Consider the following 24605-nt stretch of genomic DNA (forward strand, 5'->3'; position numbering starts at 1 on the left):
TTTTTTATTTATTTTTATATGAAAATAAAATATTCAGTTATGAGAAAAATTATATTGTCTTGCATGCTTTTGTCTTTTGTCGGACTTCAAAGTTGTAAAAATGAAGAAAAACAAAAAGCAATCGAAGCAGCAAAAGCTGAGGGCGAAAAAGTTGTTGGTACCGAATGTTATCAGGCAATTTATGAAAAAGATACGCTTCAGCTAAAGTTAAATACCTTAAAAAACGGAAAATTAACGGGTGATTTGACGATGAATATTGCTCCTTCTACTGTGAGAACAGGTGAACTTGAGGGTGAATTTCACGGCGATACTTTATTTGTAGATTATACTTTTAAAGATTCAGCAGACAAAGGTAAAATTTTCAAAAACCCAATGGCACTTCTAAAACGTAATAAACAGCTTATTCTAGGAAACGGAACTATGCAAACTACAATGGGAGTAACTTATTTGGTAAAAGATAAGCCAATTGATTTTGAAAAGGTAAAATACAAATTTGATAGTGCAGAATGTGCAACGAAGTAAAATGTAAAATTCTGATTTGAATAAAATAAAAAGCCGTTTCTAAATCAAGAAACGGCTTTTTGTATTTTAAGATTTTAATTTATTTATAAAACTTCACCTTTTATTTTTAAGGCAACTCTTCCGTCAGGATAATTGATAGCATTGGTTTCAACTGTAATTGTTTTACGAATTGGACCAGAAGCCATATTGTATTTAACGTCAATTTTTCCTTTTTTCCCAGGCTGTATCGCAGCGGCTGGTTTAGTAACTACAATAGAACTTACTGTTGATTCTGCACCGATAATTAAGAGCGGGGCATCGCCAGTATTGGTGAATTCAAAAGAGCGGACTCCATTATCACCTTTCGAAATTTTTCCATAATCAATTGTATTGTCCTGTGCCGAAAATTCGATTTTTGGGCCATTTTGCGCATAACCGATTGCGCTGAACAATACGATTGCGATGAACGAGGCAACATTTTTCATTTGAAATTATTTTAAATTGTAAGTAAATATACATTCTTTTAATTAACACACAAATTAATAATTCGCTTTTTATAGTGTCTTTAATTATTTACTTTTGCTGTCAGTTATAATTACAAAAATTGAACCAAAGTTTCGTTTATTTGTCTAACTGTTTAATCGTTTAATTGATTGGGATTGAGTTTAGATATGCTAAAATTCCAAAAAAAATAACGATTAAACGAAATAACGATTAAACGAATCAACAAAAAATAAACGATTAAACAACCTAATAAATGACAATTCCAGCACAATTTGACGCTAAGACGATTGAGAACAAATGGTATGATTACTGGATGAAAAACAATTATTTTCATTCAGAACCTGATCATAGAACGCCGTATACTATTGTAATTCCGCCTCCAAACGTCACTGGTGTCCTTCACATGGGGCATATGCTGAATAATACTATTCAGGATGTTTTAATTCGTCGAGCGCGTTTAAAAGGTTTCAACGCATGTTGGGTTCCGGGTACGGATCACGCATCAATTGCTACTGAAGCAAAAGTTGTGGCTAAATTAAAAGCAGAGGGAATCAATAAAAATGATTTAACTCGTGAAGAATTCCTAAAACATGCTTGGGAATGGACAGATAAATATGGTGGAACAATCTTGGAGCAACTTAAGAAATTAGGTGCTTCGTGCGATTGGGAACGCACCAAATTTACTATGGATCCAGATATGTCAGCATCTGTAATTAAATCGTTTGTTGATTTGTACAACAAAGGCTTAATTTATAGAGGATACCGTATGGTAAACTGGGATCCGGAAGCAAAAACAACACTTTCTGACGAGGAAGTTATTTATGAAGAACAGCAAGGAAAATTATTTTTCTTAAAATATAAAATTGAAGGTTCAGAAGATTTTCTGACGATTGCTACAACGCGTCCGGAAACTATTTTTGGAGATACTGCAATTTGTATCAACCCAAACGATGAGCGTTTTACACATTTAAAAGGTAAAAAAGCGATCGTTCCAATTTGCGGAAGAGTAATTCCAATTATCGAAGATGAATATGTAGATGTAGAATTCGGAACAGGATGTTTGAAAGTAACGCCTGCACACGATATGAACGATAAAACGCTAGGCGAAAAACACAATCTTGAAATCGTTGATATTTTTAATGAAGATGCAACTTTAAACAGCTTCGGATTACATTATCAAGGGAAAGACCGTTTTGTAGTTCGTACTGAAATTGCAAAAGAATTAGAAGAAATTGGTGCTTTGGCAAGAACCGAAATTCACTTAAATAAAGTAGGAACATCGGAAAGAACCAAAGCGGTAATCGAACCAAGATTATCAGATCAATGGTTCCTGAAAATGGAAGATTTAGTAAAACCAGCCATTAAGTCAGTTTTAGAAACTGGAGATATTAAATTACATCCAAAACGTTTTGAAAACACTTATGCGCACTGGTTAAATAATATTCGCGATTGGAATATTTCTCGTCAATTATGGTGGGGACAACAAATTCCGGCTTACTATTACGGTGATGGAAAAGAAGATTTCGTAGTTGCAGAAAACATCGAAGATGCGTTAGTTTTAGCAAAAGAAAGAACCAACAACCAACAACTAACAACCGACAACTTAAAACAAGATGTTGATGCGTTAGATACATGGTTTTCTTCTTGGCTTTGGCCAATGTCAGTTTTCGGAGGAATTATGGATCCTGAAAGTGCTGATTACAAATATTATTATCCAACAAACGACTTGGTTACAGGACCGGATATCTTATTTTTCTGGGTTGCGAGAATGATTATTGCAGGTTACGAATATGCGGGTGAAAAACCATTTACAAATGTATATTTGACTGGTTTGGTTCGTGATAAACAACGTCGTAAAATGTCTAAATCATTAGGAAATTCTCCTGATCCTTTAGATTTGATCGATAAATTTGGTGCCGATGGAGTTCGTGTAGGATTGCTTTTAAGTGCTTCTGCTGGAAATGATATCATGTTTGATGAAGAATTATGTAATCAAGGAAAAGCGTTTTCAAACAAGATTTGGAATGCCTTTAAATTGATTAAAGGTTGGGAAGTTTCAGAAACTATTCCGCAGCCAGAATCATCAAAAGTGGCAATCGAATGGTACGAAGCGAAATTACAGCAGACTTTAGTTGACATTGAAGATAATTTTGAGAAATACAGAATTTCAGATTCTCTTATGGCAATTTATAAATTGGTTTGGGATGATTTCTGTTCTTGGTTCCTTGAAATGATTAAACCAGCTTATCAACAACCAATTGATAAAGCAACGTTTGATAAAGCGATCGAAATGTTAGAAAGTAACTTGAAGTTATTGCATCCATTTATGCCTTTCTTAACGGAAGAAATCTGGCAGTTAATTGCAGAAAGAACTCCGGAAGAAGCTTTAATCGTTTCAACTTGGCCAGAATTAAAACCATTTGACGCTAAATTGATTGCTGATTTTGAAAACTCAATTGAAGTAATTTCTGGAATCAGAACGATAAGAAAAGACAAAAACATTCCGTTTAAAGATGCTATTGAATTAAAAGGAATCAATAGCGAAAATCTTTCTACTTATTTTGATTCAGTTGTAACGAAATTAGGAAACGTTTCTGCCTTTGAATATGTTTCTGAAAAAGTAGATGGCGCTTTATCTTTCCGTGTAAAATCAAATGAATATTTTATTCCGATTACAGGAAACATTGATGTTGAAGCAGAAATCGCAAAACTGACAGAAGAATTGAATTACACAAAAGGATTCCTGAAATCTGTTGAAGCAAAACTTTCAAATGAAAAATTCGTAAACGGAGCTCCTGAAAAAGTTCTAAATATAGAAAAACAAAAACAAGCTGATGCCTTGGCAAAAATTGCTACAATAGAGCAGAGTTTGGCTGGTTTGAAGTAAGAATTAGGTTTTCTCTTAAATATAAAAGCTGTCCATTTAGGACAGCTTTTTTTGTTTTTGTCATTTCGACGAAGGAGAAATCTTCGCAAGTAACTCTGCAACGAAAATCCAATCTTTGTCGAGCTACTTGCGAAGATTTCTCCTTCGTCGAAATGACAAATATTGGGCATTTTTTTAGTTAAAAACCGATCCTGTTTATTGTTTTAATAATAACAAAAATCTAAAAAAAATAGTTGGTATTTTTTAATTTTTTTATTTCAAAAAGATATAATTTTAATACGATTTTACGTTAAAATAAAAAATATCATTGCAATGAAAAAATATCTGTTACTTGTGATTATTTCTTCTTTTTTATTGGGCTGTTCCAATAAAGAAAATAAAGTTAAAAATGTCGAAAGAGCCTTCTATTACTGGAAGAGTGGATCTTCTTTAAATCAGGAAACAGTCGATCAGCTAAATAAATTGCAAGTAAAGAAAATCTATTACAAATTTTTTGAGGTGGATTATAGTGAAACGATGGGAAATTTCCCCTATCAAAAAAATAGTCCTGATCGATACACATTAAAAAATCTGGATTCCGTAAGTATCGTTCCAACCATTTTTATCAAGAATGAAATCTTTCAATACAATAATGAAAAGTCACTGGATAAGCTTGCAGATAATATTGTTTTTTTAATAAATAAATACCGTAAGAATCGTTTTCAATATGGAAATGATGATGCTAATAATTTCGATTATTCTGAAATTCAAATTGATTGCGACTGGGCAAAATCTACAAAAGATAAATATTTCTATTTACTGAAAAAGATAAAGCAATTATCTAAAAAAGAAATTAGTTGCACGCTACGTCTATATCCATATAAATATCCTGATATAATGGGAGTTCCGCCTGTAGATAAAGTAACGCTAATGTGTTATAATTTGATTAAGCCACAATCTCAAAAAGACAAAAATTCAATTTTAGATATAAACGAGTTAAAATCTTATTTAGATAAAAAAAGAAGTTATCCGGTACATTTAGATGTTGCATTGCCTGTTTTTTACTGGACATTATGGTATCACAATAATCATTTTGCTGGATTGGTCAATTTTAATTCTGCAGATATAAGCGGAATTGCTAAACAAACTAAACCAATGTGGTACGAAATGACAGAAGATTATACTTTTGAATATGAATATTACTTAAAAAAAGGCGACCAACTAAAAATCGAAGAAGTCGATTCAAAAACAATTCAGGAAGCGATTTCGATTATTAAAAAAAATGTCGAATTAGACGACACAGCAACAATTTCATTATTCCATTTAGACGACAGTACTTTTAAAAAATACAACCATGAAGAAGTTTCTAGTTTTTATAGTTCTTTTAGTAAGTAGTTTTTACAGAAGTTTTGCTTGCGGATATTCGCCCTATGGTGAAGATGTGAGATATTGTTTGTTTAAACCTCAGTATTTTAATTATGCGCAATACAAATCGTTCTTTTACAATGCAGATTTATGGGGATTTGATTATAGCAGAAATCCAGAGGATTATAAGCTGAATGTAGATTCTAATATTGCAGACTGGTATAATTATACCAATAAAAAAGTTTCGATTGATGCGATTGAAGATTTTAATTTCAATTTGTCTTACACTGATATTCATTCTAAAAGCGACAATGACTTTATAAAATATTTATATCAACATAATAAAACATCTGCAATTGCTTACCTCAAAATGGCAAAGAATTGCGAAATGATTGGTGATGCAGAAGATGTTTGGGAAAGAAATGAAAATGCAAACAATAAAAGCAAAGCTGTATTATTAGATAAAATTATAGACGTTACCAATAAAGAACAAAACCAATATTTTAAGCGAAAATATGCTTTTTTAACTATTAGATTAGCTTATTATTCTGGAAGAAATGATATTATCAAATCGGTTTTTGAGGCTAATTTTAATAAAGCTAAAAAAGATTATTTGTACTACTGGAGTTTATTTTTCTACACCTTTACAAAATCAAATCCGGGATATATGGTTGATGTTGCCAATTTAATGGCAAATTCTCCAGAAAAAAGTTATGCGAGCTATTTTTATTTTCATCATGATTTCAAAATTCAGGAGGCTTTGAAATATGTTGAAAGTAAGGAAGAAACAGCAAATGTTTATGCGTATGCATCGGTTCAGAAAGTAGATAAAAACCTCGATTATTTGAAAGCGATTTACGAAAATAATCCAAAGTCTCAGATATTGGGATTCTTGCTCTTGCGTGAGATTAATAAAATTGAAGATTGGGTTTATACGCCTTATTATTCTAATTATAATCCGTCTACAGATTTTGCTGATTTTTGGGACAATAAAACAAAAAATACAACAGAAACTTTACGTAATCGTTCAGAGAATGATAGATTGTATGCACAGGAAGTTTTAAATTTTATAGATACGGTAGATGTTGCTAAAACACAAAATCCGATTGTTTGGGAAGCTTCAAAAATCAACTTGCAATTTATTACAAGAAATTATACGGATTGTTTAAAAAACATTTCCCTTTTTGAAAAAGCACATCAATCTGAAAAAATAACAGCTGAAATAGAGAAAATAAAAGCACTTTGTATTACAGCAAATCAGGAAAAAGGGAATGCAATTATCAAACCTGAAATCGAACCGATTATCTTAAAATATAAAGGCGATCAACGTTTTATTTTTGCTTTAGGAAGAGAATTGGAATTTAAAGAAAACATTACTGACGGATTAGCTTTAATGTCTCTAATTGAAGAAACAACACAGCGATCATATGATTCAGGTGATGTAGAATGGCGAGGAAATCGAATCAAAACATCTGGTAATTTACAGGAGTTTTATGTCTATTTTGATTATTTGGATTTTGTTTATTCTGCTAAAGATTTGCAAACAATTGTCGATCAAATTGACAAAGGTCTTTCTACAGAATTTCAAAAAATAATTTATGCAAAACTCTTGAAGGATAAAGATTATCTTAAAGATTTATTAGGAACAAAATACCTCAGAGAGAATCAATTAAACAATGCACTAATTACGTTTAGATCTTTAGATAAAAAATATTGGGATGATAATTATAATGCTTGGGAAAGGGGAAGCTTTGGAGATTCTTATGTTTTTGATCAAAATCCGTTTTATGATTTTAAGTACACAAATTCTTTTATTGAACATAAAGAAAAATATCTGGTTACTAAACTTTCTGTGACGGAACATTTAATAAAATATACCAGTTTAGCAAATAATTCAAAAACGAAAGATAGGGATTATTACTATTTTCTAATTGCAAATTGTTACTATAATATGTCAGATTATGGTAATTCCTGGATGATGAGGCGTTATTCAAGTTTTAGTTATGGAAGTAATGAAGTGAATGAATCTTATATCGACGAAATTGAATACCGAAACAAAATCAAAGCTATTGCAAATTATAAACTAGCTTATCAAAATGCAAAAACAGATAAATTTAAAGCACTTTGTTTGCGAATGATTGATTATGTAGAAAAAAATGAATATTCGAGTTCAAAAAGAGTGGGCAAAGAATTTTCGCAATTCAGTTCAGATTTATCAGGTTGTGAAAATTTAAAAAACTACTTTACATCGAGAAGATAATTCAACCCGACAGGTTTTTTAAAACCTGTCGGGTTTCTTGTTTTTATACATGCAGTTTGTTATTCCGAGGCACGAGAAATCTCCATGAGAAACTCCACAATCAGAATCGACAATCTTTGTCCAACTACTTGTGGAGATTTCTCGTGCCTCGAAAAGACAATATTGTGTTGTTCTCTTTGGAAAACAAAAAAAACAGGCTACTTTCTTCTTTTCAAAACCAAAAATAACGGATAAGAAACAACCGTAATTCCAACAATAATTGCAAAACCTTTTGGATCGCTGTAAATAAATCCCAATAATAAACCAATGGATGCAATTATTGCAATTAAAGTTGTCCACGGATACCAAAAAGAGCGATAAGGCCTTGGTAAATCAGGTTCTTTAGTTCTTAATTTTAAAAGTGAATAATAGGCTAATCCCCAAACAATAATTGACATAAAGGCGGCGAAAGAAAACAGAACTTCAAAAGAACCAATACAAATTAAGAACAAACTAAAAAGTGATGAAACCAAAAGCGCGACAATCGGAGTTCCGCCTTTATTGACTTGAGTTCCTTTCTCAATAAAAAAACCGTCACGGCTTAATCCGTAAAGAATTCTTGGCGGAATCATCATAAAAGCATTCAAAATACTGATTAAAGAGAAAATGGAAATTACAGTAACAATTATGGCTCCGTTTTCTCCAAAAAGAACTTTGGCAACATCGGCAGCAGCCAAATTTGATTTAGCTAAAGTTTCAATTGGTAATACATGGAAAAAAGCAGCATTTACTAAAACGTAAATTGCAATGACCAACAAAACGCCACTATACAATGATTTCGGAATATTTTTGCCAGGATCGTCATTTTCTTCGGCAAAAAAACAAACAGCGTTCCAGCCATTATAAGTTCCGATGATGAGTTGTAAAGATTTGAAAAATCCAAAAACAAGTCCGATTTGAAATATTGAACTATCTGTTTTGATTTTAGGAACCTCAATTCCTGAATACATAAAACAAGCAATTACTAAAGCAACAAAACAAATTACTTTTAAGAAACTTGTAATTTGCTGAATAACGCTTCCATTTTTTACGCCGCCTAAATGTAACAGTACAAAGGCAATTAATAACGAAATAGATATTACGGTAGAATAATTGGCAAGAGATGGAAATAGAATAATAGAATATTCGCTAATCACAATACAGTAAAATGCAGGAGGAATGGCATTGACAATATAATCAAACCAGCCGGACAAGAATCCAGCATATTCTCCTAAAGCTCTTTTTATATAATTATAAGATCCGCCTGCTTTTGGGAGCATTGTCGCTAATTCTGAATAAGAATTTGCTCCAAGTAAAACGTATAAACCTCCAAAAAGCCAAGAAGCGATAATGAGCCAGTAATTATTTAATAAATCGGCAATGGCGCCTGGTGTTCGCAAAATCCCGACTCCAATTGTTCCACCAATTAATACAGCAATGTTAAAGCTTAATCCAAGTGTTTTTTTTAATTGGTTTTGTTTGGAATCTGACATAGAATTTGGTTTTGTTGAAAGAGGTATTAGAAACAAATGTAAAAATAAATGAGGCACTTTCGGTGCTAAAAAAAGAAAACCTCATTTAATAGTAAATGAGGTTTTCGATGAAAATTAAAAACTAAAACTTTTTCTGAGTTTCAAAAAAAAATGAAATACAGAAAAAGCTTTAGTGGATTATAAACTAATTCAAAAGTTTAGAATTTATATCGTAAGCTTGTCATAACTTGACGTGGCGCAATTGGGTTTACACTATAGTTTTCGTGAACTGTGTAATTAAGCTCGTTTGTGATATTTGACAATCGGCATAAGATTGAGAATTTTTTCCATTCATATCCAAGAGAAGCATCTATGGTAACATATCCTTCTAACGGAATATCACGGTCTCTAATAGTAACTACATAAGTTGGCGGAGTTGTTGGAGGTGTAACCGCAGTCCATAAATAGTCATCATTCCATCCTCCTGTACGATCACCAATGTAGTTTCCTATAGCTCCAAAAGTTACGCCCTTGAATAAACCAGTTGGTAATTTGTAGAAAAAGCTCAAGTTGGCAGTATTTTTTGGAGTTCTTGCTAAAATATCTCCAACAACAAGACTTCCGTTAGTTCCTGATGATTTAGATACTTTGGTTTCATTAAAACTGTAACCAGCCATAATACTCAGTCCTTCAAGAGGGTTAGCTGTAATATCAATTTCAACTCCTTTTCCTTTTGTAGCCCCAACCAATTCTTTGAAAGATGTATTTGCATTCTGCGTAACACCATCTGCTAAATAAGGAGCTGTTTGTGCTAAATTGTTATTTGTAATTTGATATACGGTTACGTTTGTACTTAATAAACCTCTCCAGAAATCTTTTTTCACACCTACTTCATATTGATCAATAATAGATGGATCTAAAGGTTTTGAATCTACTGTTGTCCCAGTATTTGGAGTAAAAGAGTTAGAATAACTTGCAAACAAAGATAAATCTTTAGTTGGCTGAACTACCAATCCAGCTTTAGGTGAAAAAGCTTTGTTAATCGCTTTTGGTCCTATTACAGGTATTGCATTTTCGTAAGCGGTTGTAATGACATTTACATTATTCTTTTTCTCAATAACTTCTTTTGTAGTGGTAGCTCCACTTTCTTGCCATGACCAACGTAATCCCGCCAGAACTTTTACGTATTTATTTATCGAAATTAAATCTTGAAAATAGGCACCAAAACGTTGCGTTTCTGTATTTGTTAATTGAGTAATTCTTGTTGGATAAGGAATAACATTACTTTGTGTACTATAATCGTAAGTATATAAGTTTATAGCGGTAGCTTCTGTTGTGATAAGGTCTGCTGGTTTTTCAGGAGCGTAGAATCCAAAAGTATAATTAGGAGCAATAGAGTTTTCGTAATCTACACCAGTAAATAATTGGTGTTTAATACTACCCGTATTAAAGGTTCCTTGTAAACTTAATTGATCACCAAAAATGTTTTCAGCACCATCAGATTTTGTTAAACCACGTTTCCAGTTTCCATTAGCATCAATTGTACTTAATTGCGCTGTAGAAGTTTGCGTTCTTCTGTAGGATTGGTAAGAAGAATTGAAATTTAATTTCCAATTTTTATTGAAGTCATGATTAAACAACATGGAAGCACTAGAAGATTTTGTATTTGCAGTAGACCAAAGCGCTCCAAAGAACTCATTACGTGGCAAATCTAAAATTGTTTTCCCGTAGATTCCTGTACCAAAATCAGGAGTCCAGTCTGCACTTAAATAATCTCCTTGTAATGTAATTTGAGTTTTGTCTGAAAGTTTAAAAAGAAAAGATGGATTGATATAAATACGTTCGTTTTTTACAAAATCTCTAAAGCTTTCTGAATTTTCATAAGAACCAGTAATTCTATAAGCAATAGAATTGTTTAACGGTCCGTAAAAATCTATAGCAGGTTTATAGTATGAATAACTACCGATCTGCATTGATACTTCGCCACCTGATGTGAATTTTGGCGTTTTAGTAACCAAATTCATAATTCCTCCCGGCGCAACATTTCCGTACAATAAAGCTGAACCTCCTTTTAAGAATTCTACTTTTTCTAAAGATGAAACTTCTGGTATAGAACCGGCATTATATCGGAAACCATTTTTGAACATGTTGTTAGCACTCATATCATAACCTCTTGAGAAGAATGATTCCTGTGCGCCACCACGTGCAGATCCAACATACACACCATTTAAGTTTTTTACAACTTCACTTAACCTGATTGCTTGTTGTTGTTCGATTACTTCGCTGCCAATAATCTGAACGCTTTGTGGTAAATCCATTACTTTAATACCAGCACGAGCAGCTTCAATTGGTTTTTTGGGTTTGTTTGCTGTAATTAAAACTTCGTTTAATATTTCTCCTTTTTTATTTTTTACAGTATCAGTAACTGTAAACGTAGTTTTGTTGCTTGAAAAATCTTGAGCGTAAGAGACAAAGCTCAATAATCCTAATGCAAATAGTAAATTATACTTCATGGTATTTATTTAGATTCAATAAAAATAGATGCCGCAAATATACAATCGCAGAGATGTGTTAACAAAATTTATCAAGGTGTTTTCTTACTTAAACCTTTCTTAGATTTTTCTTAAGATTGTCTTAAGAACTTTCTAATGATCTTTTAATTTTGTATTAATGTATGTTGATTATAACAAAAAAAACCTTGCCGTAAAGCAAGGTTTTATCTATTAAGAAGAAGTTTTTCTTAAAATTATTTTACTGTAATTTGGTAAGTAGCCATTTTCCAGATTTCATCATATTTTTTGCCGTTATGATCTCCAGAAGCTTTTTCTGTATGAGCATATTCTACCATATAATTCCCTGACCAGATAGGAGTGAAAGAGAATTCACCTTTATCATTTGTCCATAATTCTTTTTCCCAGCCGTTTGGAGCAATAACTTTAATTTTAGCTTCTTTAGCGATAGCTCCATCATAAGATGCCACTCCAGTGATTTTTGCATCTTTTTTTGCAATGTCTACATTTTCTGAGAAAACGGCAATTTTGTTAGTGTTTGACGCAATTGTGTTTCCAGCAGTCTTGTTTCCAACTACTACATTAGCACTTGAGTTGTAATCTAAAACCATTGTTCCGTAAACATCTTTTACTTTATGATGCATAACAACAGTATAAACACCATCTTCATCTGGCGTAAAGAAAGCCTGATATTTATTGTCTAAAGCTTTTGCTGTAAGTTTTATTTCTTTTTTTGAAGGAGAAATTACCACTAGCGAAAAATCTTTTAAATCAGAAAACCATTTGTCTGCTTTTGTAATGTCATTTTCTGAGAACTCTCCAAAGTAAATCGAAATTTCCTGAGCTTTTCCTTTTGTTCCAGTTGCTTTGGTATCAATCCAAAGTGCGTGTGCAAAAATTTGAGGGGCAGCAAAAAGCATAAAAAATGCAAATGTTATGAACTTAAAAGTTTTTGATTTCATGGTATAAAATTTTAAAAATTAATATTAAAAAATCCCAGACAAATATGGTAGGGAACTTTATTTTAGGTTAAAAATGTTGTGTAGCAAATGTACAGTTTTATATTAGTTTCGCAATGTTTATTTAGAATAAATATTAATAAGTAAATAAAAATTAAACGGAACTCACTTTTAAGTTTAGTTCCGTTTTTTAAGTTTTAAAAGAAGCTGTACAATTAGAATTTATAAGCAAAACTAGCTACAAAGTTTCTTGGCTTTTGGGGATTTAATGTTGACCATCCACCATTAAAATAATCTTTATTGGTAATGTTATTTATATTAAAGCTTACGCGGAATTTATTTGAATTATAAAAAACAGAACCGTTAATTACAGTATATTCAGGTAGAACAAATTTCCCGGTTACAGAACTGTCCAAAATGGCATTTTCACTTGCATAATTTCCACCAAAACCAAGTCCGAAATTTTCTAAAGTGCCTTCGTCAAATTTGTACGTAGCCCAAAGATTTACTAAGTTTTTTGGTCCTGACCAAAAAGGTCTTTTACCTTCTTCTAACCAAACATTTCCATCGTCTCCTTTTGTGATTTTACTGTCATTATAGCTATATCCTGCAATAATGCTCAAACCTTTTATTGGTGAAGCATTTAAGTCAAATTCAAAACCTTTGCTTCTTGCTTCGCCACCCTGAGAGCTATACATTGGGTTGCTGGTTACTAAATTGGCCACATTGATATCATAATAACTCAGCGTTCCGGTTAATTTATCTGAAAAAAGATCGGCTTTTACTCCAAATTCTAATTGATTGGCATGCTCCGGCTCAAAAGTTTGAGAACCTATTACATTACCATCTGGATCATAATTTATCGAAGGCGCAATATTTCTGAAACCATTCATATAATTGGCAAAAACAGATAATTTATCCTGAATTGGCTGATAAACTAATCCGAATTTTGGAGACAAAGCAGTTTGCGTATAATCGTCATCATCTGAATTTATATCGCCTTCGGTATCAAAATAATCGACTCTTAAACTGGCCATTGCCAAAAATTGAGGTGTAATATTAATTACATCTGAAGCATAAGCACTGTAAGTAGCGTCTTGCGGATTAAAATTACTTGCCGGTTCGTTTGCTAAAAGCTGATCAACTGAAGTTTGCGTTAAGTAATAAGTCGCATCCGGACTTAATTGTCTGACTTCGCCTTGTGCGGTAACATTATAAAGTTTCCCATATCCCGAACCTCCATACATGACGTTGCGGTCAAAATAATCTAAACCAACAACCAAACGATTACGCATTTGCCCAATTTTAAAATCACCAATAAAATTTTGCTGAATATCGGTTGCAATAGTTTGTGATTGCTCTTTTGTAATCCAAAAACCAAAATCACCATTTCCGTCTTCGTTATCATAAATATAAGAGTAATATCCTCTTGATTTTGATGAACTTCTTGATAATACGGTTTGCGAAGTCCATTGGTCAGACATCTTATACGTCATTTGTCCCTGTAAACTGAACCTCGGATTTTTCATTGACAAATCATTGCTGTAAAAAGATAAATCAGTATCATAATTTAATTCGTCTAAATTGGCAAATTGCAAAGGAGCATCTCTTCCTAAAAATAACATTGATGGCGTTGTTTTTTCTTCAGCCATAAATTCGGTATTAATCAGGAAAGATAATTTGTCATTTACTTTATAAGAAAGGGAAGGAGCTACAAAAATGGAATTGCGAAATCCTGCATCCTGAAAACTGTTCTCCGTTTGATAGGCTGCATTAATTCTAAAAGCGACATTATCAGCATCGTCTAGGGGCGTATTGATATCGGCAGTAACTCGGTTTAAACCAAAACTTCCTGCTAAATAAGAAACTTCGCCTCCAAATCCGCTGTATGGTTTTTTAGTAACCGTATTTATAAGTCCGCCGTAACTTACCAAGCTGCTTCCAAATAAAGTTCCGGATGGACCTTTAATAACTTCAATTCTTTCAACATTTGAAGGATCTAAACTTCCGTTTGTCAAACCTGGAAGTCCATTTACGATATTGGCCTGAACTTCGAAACCGCGTAAAGAATAATAAGAACCTCCATCGCCACCACGACCCGTAGATTCCCATAATTTTTGAATTCCCGGTACGTTTTTTAGTGCATCTTCATAATTTGTAATCGCTTGTTCTTTGATTAATTCTGAAGAAACAATGTTATAAACTTGCGGGTTTTCAATGTTTTTAAGAGGCATTTTTGAAACATAAACACTTTGCTTCGGAAAAGCTTTTCCTCTATTAGCGGTAACAATTACTTCTTTTAATTGTTTGTTTGAAACATTCAGTTGTAGCGAAAGTGTAGTCGTTTCATTTACAGTAACATTTACTGCTTGTTCTAATGTTTCATAACCGGCTAATGAAACCTGAAGCGTGTACGTATTTGGTTTTACACGGTTAAATTCAAAAGCGCCATCTTCGTTACTTATTGTTCCGTATTTGGTGCTTTTGAGGATAATGTTAACTCCAACGGCCAATTCTCCGTCAGAAGTTGTTATAGTTCCTTTAATTTTTCCGAAGTTTTGCTGAGCAAAAGCTGAGGGTGTAAGCAAGATCAAACAAAATAATAAAATGAAATGTTTGATCTTTAAATTTGAATAAATCATGGTTTTATTTTATTGATTAGTAAAATATTTTTATTTAGAGTAAATAAAAATAAACAAATATAGAGATTATATTTTTTTTGCAAAGCCAATTTAAATTGACAGTGTATTTTTGGAATAAAAAAGTTTAAGAAATTCGTTTTTAAGTTTTTACCACAGTTTTCTTTTTTTTGTTCTTTCGTCCCCACCAAATTAAAAAACCGGTTATCGGTAAACTTGCAGATACAAGACTGGCAAAAAAAGCAAGTACTTTTCCCGGAAATCCCAAAATACTTCCAACGTGTAAATCATAATTGATGAATCGAAATTTTTCGCCATTATTTTTATCATCATAAGTAATAGTTTTTAAATGTTTGGCTGTGTATTGGTCAAACTCTATAAAAACATCATCAAACCGATTCTCATATCTTACGAATGTTCTAAAAGTTGCTAAAGAATCGTTAGCTTCTGGCGGAAATAAAAAGTAGCTTTTTGCTCCCGGTTGTAATTGTTTTGTGGCTGAGAAGATTTTATCAACTGCCATATTTTGGGAATATTGAGTAGTATCAGAAACAAATTTTTCTTTTTTCTCAAATGTTTTTCCTCCGTTAAATAACCACTGAACACCGGTATCGTAACATTCAAAAGCCCAGACTAATCCGGTAAGTGCAATGATTAAGGCAAAAAACATCATGTAATAGCCGAGAATATTATGCAAATCGTAATTTTTACGTTTCCATTGCGTAGTGCTTTTCCATCGAAACCAAAAGCGCTGTTTAGCCGCCTGTTTGTTTTTTGGCCACCAAAGTATTAAACCTGTAATCAACGAAATGATAAATATAATCGTTGCCGTACCTACAATTGGATCGCCTATTTCGTTGTTCAGACAAAGCGTTTGGTGAAGCATTCTTATAAAAACAAAAAACTCGGAGTTATAAGCTTCAAGCTTTTTTACAACTCCTGTATAAGGATCTAAATAGACGTAAGTACTTTGATAACGGTTCCAATACCAAATAGCATTTGTATCTAATTCTTCAAAAAACCAAACAATAGTAGTACGTTTATCATCGTTAGGAATTGTGCAGCCAGAAAGTGTTTGTTTCGGATTGATTTTATTCGCTTCTTTTGCAATTTCAACGAGCTTACTAAGTGGAAGTTTTTTTTCTTTAACCTGATCTACATAATAATATTCATGAATTATAGGCCGTAATTCTTCTTCGAAAACATACAAACAGCCTGTAATACCAAGTATAACTACAATTAATCCGGAAGCCAGACCCAACCAAAGGTGAATTTTAAGAATTGATTTTTTAAAAGTCATTTAATATTAATTTATAAATAAGGGTTTAAAAAAGCAACACCGCTATAATGTATAGAGGTGTTGCAAAAAAATATGACTTTAGAATTTTAATGTCAGATTCACTAAGAAGTTTGTTGGTGCTTGAGAGTTTCCGTAAAAATCCCAATATCTTTCATTGGTAATGTTGTTGAATTTAACTCCAATTCTCCAATTCGACTGATCATAAAATACGGTAGCATTAGCAGTTGTGTATGACGGAATATAGAAAACGTTGTCTTCAAACATATAGCTTTTCCCAACATAATTTATTCCAAATCCGGCTCCTAAACCTTTCAAAGTATTTTGTAGTGTATAAGTCGTCCAGAAGTTCGCTACATTTTCCGGTGCGCCTGGAGATTTGTTTCCTTCAATTGCTTTAGAATCATCAGAAGTTTTTACAATTCGATTGTCATTATAAGCATATCCGGCAATAATGTTTAAACCATTTATTGGATTGGCTATTAATTCAAAATCCAAACCTTTGCTTTCCTGAACTCCATCCTGAATCGTATAGCCATTTACATCAGATCTTGTAGCATTATCAATATTAATATTGTAGTAACTCAAAGTAGTGCTCAGCTTTTTGCCGAACGCTTCTACTTTTACACCCGCTTCATATTGCACGGCATAAATTGGATCTAAAATCAATCTTGTTGCGTCTGGTTGTGTGACAGGAGCAGAATTTTGGAATCCGTTCATATAATTTCCGAAAATAGAAACCTGATCCTGAACGATCTGATATACCAATCCTAATTTTGGAGATAAAGCAGTTTGGCTGTAACCTTCAGTTCCTTCAACTTCGTCACGTTTATAGTTGTCCATACGTAAACTTAACATGGCAGATAATCTATCAGTAAAATTAACTACATCAGAAGCGTAAACACTAAACGTTTTGTCGCCATCATTTGGATAAGCAGTTTGTTTTAAAGTAGCATCAACGGTTTTTCTTCTCATAGGATCAAAAGGAGTTCTTACGTCAACTGTATCGATGTAAGCCGTAATTCCAGAAGAGAAAATGTTTTTGTTAAAACTATAATTGGCACCTACCAAAAGTTTATGTTTTATACTTCCCGTTGCAAACTGACCGTTTACATTCTGTTGAATGTTGGTATAGTTGTTATAAATTGGACCCCAGTTACCAACTCTTCTTGCAGCCTCATAAGGATTTAGCCAGAGTGTGTACGTTTGGTAGCTGCGTTCTACGTTTTCTCCCATAAAAGAGAATAGAGTAGTAGATTTCCAGTTATCAGACATTTGATATTCCGCTTGAGCGAAAACTTTGTTGGCTGAGGTTTTTGCATCATTATCATCATAAAATAATGATTTTCTGTAAGGTACCTTCAAATCTCCGGGATTGGTAATTCCGGAAGCTGGATCATATCTATGATACGTACGACGAGTATTGTTCGAACTAATATATTCGGCATCAATATTAAAAGTAAGCTTTTCACTTGCTTTATAAGTTAAGCTTGGCGTGATTGCAACTGTATTGTTGAAACCAAAATCTAAAAAGCTTTTTTCTCTGCTCACAGCAGCGTTTATTCTGAATAATACTGTTTTCTCTTTGTTTAAAGCAGTATTGATATCGGCAGTGAAACGGTTCAAATTGAAACTTCCCATGGTATACGATATTTCAGTAGCGGTCGTTTCAAATGGCTTTTTGGTAACCAGATTCACCACACCTCCAAAAGAGGAAATCGTCGAACCAAATAAAGTTCCCGATGGCCCTTTTAAAACTTCAATTCTTTCGACATTGGCAAGATCGGTAGAAGAACGATTTGTAGAAGTTTCCATACCATTTCGGGCATTAATTCCTGTTGTGAAACCTCTAAAAGTTACACCAACTCCACCTGAAGGATAGGTAACCGGAACCGCTCCTGGCGAGTTCTGAACTGCATTTTTAATATCAATCGAAACTTGCTCCATTAAAAGTTCTTTATGAATAACATTATAAACTTGCGGATTTTCGAGATTCTTAAGTGGCATTCTGGCTACATAATCTGTTTTTTTGGATGCAATACTTTTTTTACCGCTTATTACAACTTCTTTCAATTCTTTGTTAGAAACTTTAAGTTGAAGATTTACGATACTCGTTTCGGCTTCGGTAACAATAACCTGACTTTCTGATGTTTCGTAACCTGTTAATGAAACTTGTAAAATATAAGTTCCTGCTTTTACACGGTTAAATTCGAATGTACCATCGTCATTTGTGGTGGTGCCATATTTAGAATTTTTTAGAATAATATTTACGCCGGCAGCTGCGTCGCCGTCTGAAGTGGTAATGGTTCCTTTGATTTTTCCGTTGTTCTGTTGTGCAAATACACTTAAAAACGAAAATAGAAAACTGAATGAAAATAGAAAACGAGTTGTTTTCGAATAAAGGTAATTCATGACTATTTTTAATTGGTTTATAATTAATTTTATTTAGAATAAATAAAAACAGTGCAAATGTAGAAATTAAAATAACTTTAACAATTTTTATTTTTATGATTTCATATTGAAATTGTTAAATGTTGATTTATGAGGAATTAAAAGGAATTCTTATTGAAACTTATGGCTGGATAAAGTTTAAAAGCCTTAATTTTGCAGTCAGAAAATAGATTTCATGATTTTACCTTTCTTAAAAAAGTATCAAAACACCCCCAAAGGCTATCGTATTGCTAACACGGTTTTTTTCTTTCTCTCCGGAATTGGATATTCGTCTTGGGTTTCCCGAATTCCGCACATACAAGCACAATTGCATTTGTCTGAAGCTCAATTTGGTGCTGTTTTATTTGCTTTCCCGATTGGTTTAATGCTTACAATGCCTTTTACAGGAAAGTTATTAAACAAATACAGCAGCCGTTACATTATGCTTTTAGGAGCAATCATGTTTAATATTGTACTGGCTTTGCCTGGTTTGGTTGCTTTTGTGTGGCAATTGGTTATTGTGCTTTTAATTTTTGGAGCATCCCGAAATATTTTCAATTTATCAATTAATGCGCAGTCTCTTGAGGTGCAGAAATTGTACCCAAAATCGATTATTACACGTTTTCACGCTGTTTGGAGTATTGCTGTTTTTTCTGGCGCAGGTTTAGGTTATGTAATGGTAACGCAACATATTTCGCCGGCCCAACATTTGTTGGGAGTAAGTGTTTTTATGATGGCACTTACGGCTTGTTTTTATCCAATGAGTATCCATAATGAGCCTGTTCCGGTTAAAAAGAAATTCTTTTCTATGCCGGAAAAAAACTTGGTGAAGTTTGCCTTGATTTGTTTCGTTTCAATGGCTTGCGAAAATACAATGTACGACTGGAGCGGAATCTATTTCGAAAATATACTTAAAGCTTCGCCAAAGCTAACTAGTGCTGCTTTTGTGTTTTTTGCATCTGCTGTAACTTTAGGAAGAATATTTGGAGATTATGGTGTAATGAAATTCGGAACTAAAAAAATTCTGCTTTACAGCGGAATTTTAATTACTGTTGGTTTTGGAATTTGTTTTATTCTGCCTTATATCTATCCAACTATTTTTGGTTATATGTTAATCGGATTTGGGGTTTCTTGTGTCGTTCCTTTAGTGTTCAGCATTGCCGGAAGATCTTCTAAATTAAGTAGTGGTTCTGCATTGACTTCTATTTCTACTATTGGTTATCTGGGATTTTTATTGGTGCCACCAATGGTTGGTTTTATTTCTGAATATCTAAGTATGAAATGGGCGTTTCTTGTAATGGCGCTTTTAGGTATTCTGATGATTTTTATGGTGAATAAGATTGGTGAGAATGAGTAGGTTTTTTTTAAGTTGCTAAGATTCTGAGGTTTTATGTTGCTGGGAGTGCGTTGTGGATTATCTTTGCGTAAACTGGACTGAAGTCCAGCTCTACAAAATAGATCGAACCGATGGTTCTTTTTGAAATTAAAAAGTTATTCTTTTTTAAACGATTGGCAGTTTTTATCTATATGAGATTCAATTGCTTTTTTAAATTTTAATGGCAATTGAAATTCTCTTGAACAAAAATCTTCGATTTCGTATAGTTGAGTTTTTTCAGTAAACAGCAAAGCTTTTGAAGAATTATAATCACCGTTGTAATACCATACATTGGCATTTTCATCTACATATAATTTCCAAAAATGATATGGACTAAAAGTTTCGTTTAAGCTTTGTTGAAAAAGTATCTCGTTTTGAGAATTTCGTATTGCAAATAGTATTGAACCGTCTTTTAATTCTTTTACTAATATATTTCTTTTTTTATGAGGCAAATTATAAATGCCAGATTCTTCTATAAATCCCGAATGAAGACTTTCCTTTCTTAATTCAGAATTATTACATGACGTAAATAGAGAACTTAAAATAACGAATAAAACCAAAACAAAGAATTTTTTCATTTTAGTTGGTTTTCAAATATTGATTTTCAATTATCCGATTTGTCCATCGTGAAAAGAAAATAACAAGTCCAATAATTAAAAAAAATGATCCGGTTACGATAAAGTTTAATTGATAATCATTTATAAAACGACCTATTGCAAAAATTCTAAAATAATTCCAGCCCAGCGCATTATATCGGTATAAAAGATAAATGAGTACCAGAACGATGAAGCTATTTAAAATAGACCATTTTTTAATTTTTGAGATCGCAATTGATAGAATAAAAGCAAAAACAATTCCTGCCAAACTATAAACACCAGGCCAAAAATTAAAATAAGCTACTTCACCTGGAGTTATTCCAAGCTTTTCATGATTGTCCATAACATATCGAGGACCGTGAATTTGTGCTAATTCAATCAATCTGATATCGCGGAGCCATGAAAATGTCCGAAAAGAAAAGATAATAAAGTAAGCTGCAATGAAATGAAAAATTATCTGGATATAATTTATTTTCTGTTTCATTGATTTACTTCTTCGTCATAACAAACTTCTCTGAACTCGGTTTTCCATTCAAATTTCCCGAAATTTCAGCAGTCAAAGTATTATTCGCGCCTTTTGTATACGTGATTTTTTGAGGATAATCGTGCTTAGGATTTTCAAAAACTAATTGTTTATCCGATTCTGAAGTTGACGGAAACGAAACCGGTTTATCATCATTTTGTCCTTTTACAGTCGCTTTGTAGGTTAGCGTTTCGCCTAATTGAGCGAGAACAATCGATTCAAAATGTAAAGTGTCTTTTCCTTTTATAAAATAAGATGAAGCGCTGAAAGTACTGTCATTTAGCTTTTGCCAATTTTCTGTCAAAACTCCGTCAGGCGAAGTATTTTCCCAGTTTCCGATAAGCCAGTCGGCGATTTTAATTTTATCTTTTTCAACAGATTCTTTTTTCTGGCAAGAAACAGCTGTTATAACAAGCGCTAAAAGAGTAATTTTCTGAAACATCTTAAATGGGTTTTGGTGTTAAATTCTAGTACTAATGTATGAAAAAAATGTTTGCCACGAATTACACTAATTTTCACGAATTTATTTTTGAAAATTGTGAAGTGAATTTTGGTCAAAGATCAAAGAGATTAAAATGATTTTCTCTCTCGCAGATTTAGCAAATATGGCAGATTTAATTTATAATTAGAAGCAAAAATAAATCATTTAAAAGCTAATCTTCAAGAGAAAAAATTAGTGAAAATTAGTGCAATTCGTGGCAAAAAAAATAAAAAATCATTTTAATCCTTTTAATCTGTGGCTAAAAAAAATTAAACGCTTTCACACAAAATAGAATAGACCAATTCCTTTGTTGGTTTTTGATCTCCAAGTTTAGTTCGAACTTCATCAAAAGTCACTTTAAAATCACAACCTGATTTATATTCAGCGCATCCGTAAGCCGTTTTTCCTTTTAGAATAGTTCCTTTTTTGCATTTCGGACACGTTAAAGAATCTGATGTTTCTTTTGATGTTGATTTTGTTTCCGTTTTTTTAGGTTCTAATTTCAGTTTGTAGTTTTCCTCAAAACGAATTAAACCTTCAACGGTTCCAGAATCGGTTTTGAAACCTTTTATATTTACGGTTGAACCTTTCTGAACCAATCGTAAATATTGGCTTTCCGTAATTTTTTTATTCAGAAAAACAAAAGGCAGAACAAAGTCACAACCCGATTTGTATTCGCTGCATCCAAAAGCCGATTTTCCTTTTATCAGATTTCCTTTTTGGCATTTCGGACACGTTTCTGCAGAAATTCCGGAAGCTTTCTTTTTTTCTGCTTTTACAACAGGTTTCTGAATCGTTGCTGCATGCGAAATGTTGGCGTGTTTGGTTTCGCTTCGAACTTCATAAACCAAAGCTTCTACCATGCTTTTCATGTTTCTAATGAATGCTGCCGCGGTAAAAGTTCCTTTTTCAATATCTTTCAATTGTTTTTCCCAGGTTCCGGTAAGTTCCGCCGATTTTACCAATTCATTCTGAATCGTATCAATCAATTGAATTCCGGTTAAAGTGGGTAAAACCTGTTTTTTATTTCGAACAATATACTGGCGTTTGAAAAGTGTTTCAATAATATTCGCACGCGTAGACGGACGCCCGATTCCGTTTTCTTTCATCAATTCACGTAAATCTTCGTCATCAACTTGTTTTCCTGCGGTTTCCATGGCGCGAAGTAAAGTTGCTTCCGTAAACTGATTCGGTGGTTTTGTTTCTTTTTGAAGGAACGAAGGCTCATGCGGACCTTTTTCGCCCACAGTAAAACTCGGTAATAAATCAGGTTCTTTTTCTTTGGCGTTTGGATCTTCAAAAACTACACGGAAACCTTTTTTTAAGATTTCTTTTCCTGTCGCTTTAAAAGTTACTTCGGCTGCTTTTCCAATTACTGTGGTATTCGCAACCAAACAGTCATCATAAAAAACAGCTATAAAACGTCGTGTAATAATATCGTAAACCTGCTGCTGATTGTATGCTAAATTATTTTGAACACCAGTCGGAATAATCGCATGGTGATCGGTTACTTTTTTATCGTTGAAAACCTTTGGCGATTTCTTGATTTTTTTCTCTAAAACAGGCTGCGTCAATTCGGCGTAATTAGTTAATTTTTGCAGAATTCCAGGTACTTTCGGATAAATATCTCCGGGTAAAAAAGTCGTATCAACTCTGGGATACGTAATTACCTTTTGCTCATATAAAGTCTGTGCAATTTTAAGCGTTTCTTCTGCCGAAAACCCAAATTTCTGGTTGCAATAAACCTGTAAGCCTGTTAAATCGAAAAGCTTTGGTGCATATTCGTTTCCGTTTTTTTTATCAACCGAAACAATTTCGAAATCACTTTCTTTTACTTTTTCGGCTAGAATTTCTCCGTCTTCTTTTTTTAGAAAACGACCATCTTCATAACTGAAAAGGGTTTCTCGGTACAAAGTCTGCAATTCCCAATAGGGTTGAGGTTTAAAGTTTTCAATTTCTCTAAAGCGATCTACAACCATTGCCAATGTTGGCGTTTGCACACGTCCGATAGACAAAACTTGTTTGTAACCGCCATGTTTTACGGTATACAAACGCGTTGCATTCATACCCAAAAGCCAGTCGCCAATTGCTCTTGAAAATCCGGCGTAGAATAAATTATCATAATTCGACGAAGGTTTTAAGTTTTCAAAACCTTCTTTGATTGCTTCTGTAGTAAGAGATGAAATCCATAAACGTTGAATTTCGCCTTTGTAATGCGCTTCGTTCATCACCCAACGCTGAATCAATTCTCCTTCTTGTCCGGCATCCCCGCAGTTTATAACCACTTCGGCTTTGTCGAAAAGACTTTTTATGATTTTAAACTGTTTTTGGATTCCCGAATTCTGAACGACTTTGGTTTCGAATTTTTCAGGAAGTATTGGGAGATTGTTCAAATCCCAGCTTTTCCAGTGGGGTTTGTAATCGTTAGGTTCTTTTAAAGTACATAAATGACCAAAAGTGTAAGTTACTGCATAACCGTTGCCTTCGTAATAGCCATCGTGTTTGGTATTGGCACCCAAAACGGATGCGATTTCTCGTGCTACACTTGGTTTCTCGGCAATACAGACCTTCATTTTTCTCCTTTTCTTATTGAGGAGCGAAGTTAGAATTTTTTTGGTTTGCAACAAAGTAGTAATCCCAATAGCTATAAGAACTTAGTTTTATATTGATTCCCATAACAATTTGGAAAAACATTTTTATGCATTGGTATAATTGTTACAAATGTTGTAGAATAATTTATAAAATGTTGTAAGTTTTAGATTAAAAATAGTCTACATAATCTGTTTTTTTATGAAAGAAAAATAGTGTT

Annotated in this window: 16 protein-coding genes; 5 read left to right on the forward strand and 11 right to left on the reverse strand. The window is 33.0% G+C overall.

What is annotated here, in order from left to right; all coding sequences use genetic code 11:
• Positions 1 to 39: 39 nt before the first annotated feature.
• A complete protein-coding gene (locus tag BD847_RS00985) occupies positions 40 to 522 on the forward strand; it encodes a hypothetical protein (RefSeq protein WP_115887307.1) in 483 nt (160 codons plus the stop codon).
• Between the two features lie 83 nt (positions 523 to 605).
• On the opposite strand, the gene BD847_RS00990 is transcribed toward BD847_RS00985, so the two are convergent.
• Entirely contained in the window at positions 606 to 986 is a 381-nt protein-coding gene (locus tag BD847_RS00990; RefSeq protein ID WP_115886405.1) for a DUF1573 domain-containing protein, read from the reverse strand.
• Between the two features lie 272 nt (positions 987 to 1258).
• Between BD847_RS00990 and BD847_RS00995 the strand changes: the two genes are divergently transcribed.
• From BD847_RS00995 to BD847_RS01005, 3 genes are all read left to right on the forward strand, one after another.
• Positions 1259 to 3892 carry a valine--tRNA ligase gene (locus tag BD847_RS00995; RefSeq protein WP_115886406.1) on the forward strand — a complete coding sequence of 878 codons (2634 nt, stop codon included), beginning with the start codon at positions 1259 to 1261 and terminating at the stop codon, positions 3890 to 3892.
• A gap of 312 nt (positions 3893 to 4204) precedes the next feature.
• Positions 4205 to 5266 carry a hypothetical protein gene (locus tag BD847_RS01000; RefSeq protein ID WP_115886407.1) on the forward strand — a complete coding sequence of 354 codons (1062 nt, stop codon included), beginning with the start codon at positions 4205 to 4207 and terminating at the stop codon, positions 5264 to 5266.
• Complete coding sequence (locus tag BD847_RS01005) at positions 5226 to 7496, forward strand: hypothetical protein (RefSeq protein ID WP_115886408.1); 2271 nt, start codon at positions 5226 to 5228, stop codon at positions 7494 to 7496. Before BD847_RS01000 ends, BD847_RS01005 begins: the two co-directional genes overlap by 41 nt.
• A gap of 197 nt (positions 7497 to 7693) precedes the next feature.
• Here the strand turns inward: BD847_RS01005 and BD847_RS01010 are convergent, their stop codons facing one another.
• From BD847_RS01010 to BD847_RS01035, 6 genes are all read right to left on the reverse strand, one after another.
• Positions 7694 to 9007: an APC family permease gene (locus BD847_RS01010; RefSeq protein WP_115886409.1), complete on the reverse strand. Its 1314-nt coding sequence runs from the start codon at positions 9005 to 9007 to the stop codon at positions 7694 to 7696.
• Positions 9008 to 9204: 197 nt separating this feature from the next.
• Positions 9205 to 11499: a TonB-dependent siderophore receptor gene (locus BD847_RS01015; protein ID WP_115886410.1), complete on the reverse strand. Its 2295-nt coding sequence runs from the start codon at positions 11497 to 11499 to the stop codon at positions 9205 to 9207.
• A 233-nt stretch (positions 11500 to 11732) separates the two neighbouring features.
• On the reverse strand, positions 11733 to 12458 hold the full coding sequence (locus BD847_RS01020) for a DUF4198 domain-containing protein (protein WP_115886411.1): 726 nt from the start codon (positions 12456 to 12458) through the stop codon (positions 11733 to 11735).
• A gap of 212 nt (positions 12459 to 12670) precedes the next feature.
• A complete protein-coding gene (locus BD847_RS01025) occupies positions 12671 to 15097 on the reverse strand; it encodes a TonB-dependent receptor (protein WP_115886412.1) in 2427 nt (808 codons plus the stop codon).
• 139 nt (positions 15098 to 15236) lie between these two features.
• Positions 15237 to 16394: a PepSY-associated TM helix domain-containing protein gene (locus tag BD847_RS01030; RefSeq protein ID WP_115886413.1), complete on the reverse strand. Its 1158-nt coding sequence runs from the start codon at positions 16392 to 16394 to the stop codon at positions 15237 to 15239.
• Positions 16395 to 16472: 78 nt separating this feature from the next.
• Positions 16473 to 18803, reverse strand: coding sequence for a TonB-dependent receptor (locus BD847_RS01035; protein WP_115886414.1), 2331 nt, complete (start codon positions 18801 to 18803; stop codon positions 16473 to 16475).
• 214 nt (positions 18804 to 19017) lie between these two features.
• Here BD847_RS01035 and BD847_RS01040 point away from each other — a divergent pair, with 214 nt between their 5' ends.
• Positions 19018 to 20178, forward strand: a complete 1161-nt coding sequence (locus BD847_RS01040) for an MFS transporter (RefSeq protein WP_115886415.1) — start codon at positions 19018 to 19020, stop codon at positions 20176 to 20178.
• Between the two features lie 134 nt (positions 20179 to 20312).
• Here the strand turns inward: BD847_RS01040 and BD847_RS01045 are convergent, their stop codons facing one another.
• The 4 genes from BD847_RS01045 to BD847_RS01060 form a co-directional block, all read right to left on the reverse strand.
• Positions 20313 to 20774 (reverse strand): hypothetical protein, encoded by a 462-nt coding sequence (locus BD847_RS01045; protein ID WP_115886416.1) that lies wholly within the window; start codon positions 20772 to 20774, stop codon positions 20313 to 20315.
• Position 20775: 1 nt separating this feature from the next.
• Positions 20776 to 21276, reverse strand: a complete 501-nt coding sequence (locus tag BD847_RS01050) for a hypothetical protein (RefSeq protein WP_115886417.1) — start codon at positions 21274 to 21276, stop codon at positions 20776 to 20778.
• A gap of 4 nt (positions 21277 to 21280) precedes the next feature.
• Positions 21281 to 21757: a DUF6265 family protein gene (locus BD847_RS01055; RefSeq protein WP_115886418.1), complete on the reverse strand. Its 477-nt coding sequence runs from the start codon at positions 21755 to 21757 to the stop codon at positions 21281 to 21283.
• Positions 21758 to 22065: 308 nt separating this feature from the next.
• On the reverse strand, positions 22066 to 24369 hold the full coding sequence (locus tag BD847_RS01060; protein ID WP_115886419.1) for a type IA DNA topoisomerase: 2304 nt from the start codon (positions 24367 to 24369) through the stop codon (positions 22066 to 22068).
• Between the last annotated feature and the right edge of the window lie 236 nt (positions 24370 to 24605).

It is taken from the genome of Flavobacterium cutihirudinis (assembly GCF_003385895.1).
In the GTDB taxonomy this organism is placed as follows: Bacteria; Bacteroidota; Bacteroidia; order Flavobacteriales; family Flavobacteriaceae; genus Flavobacterium; species Flavobacterium cutihirudinis.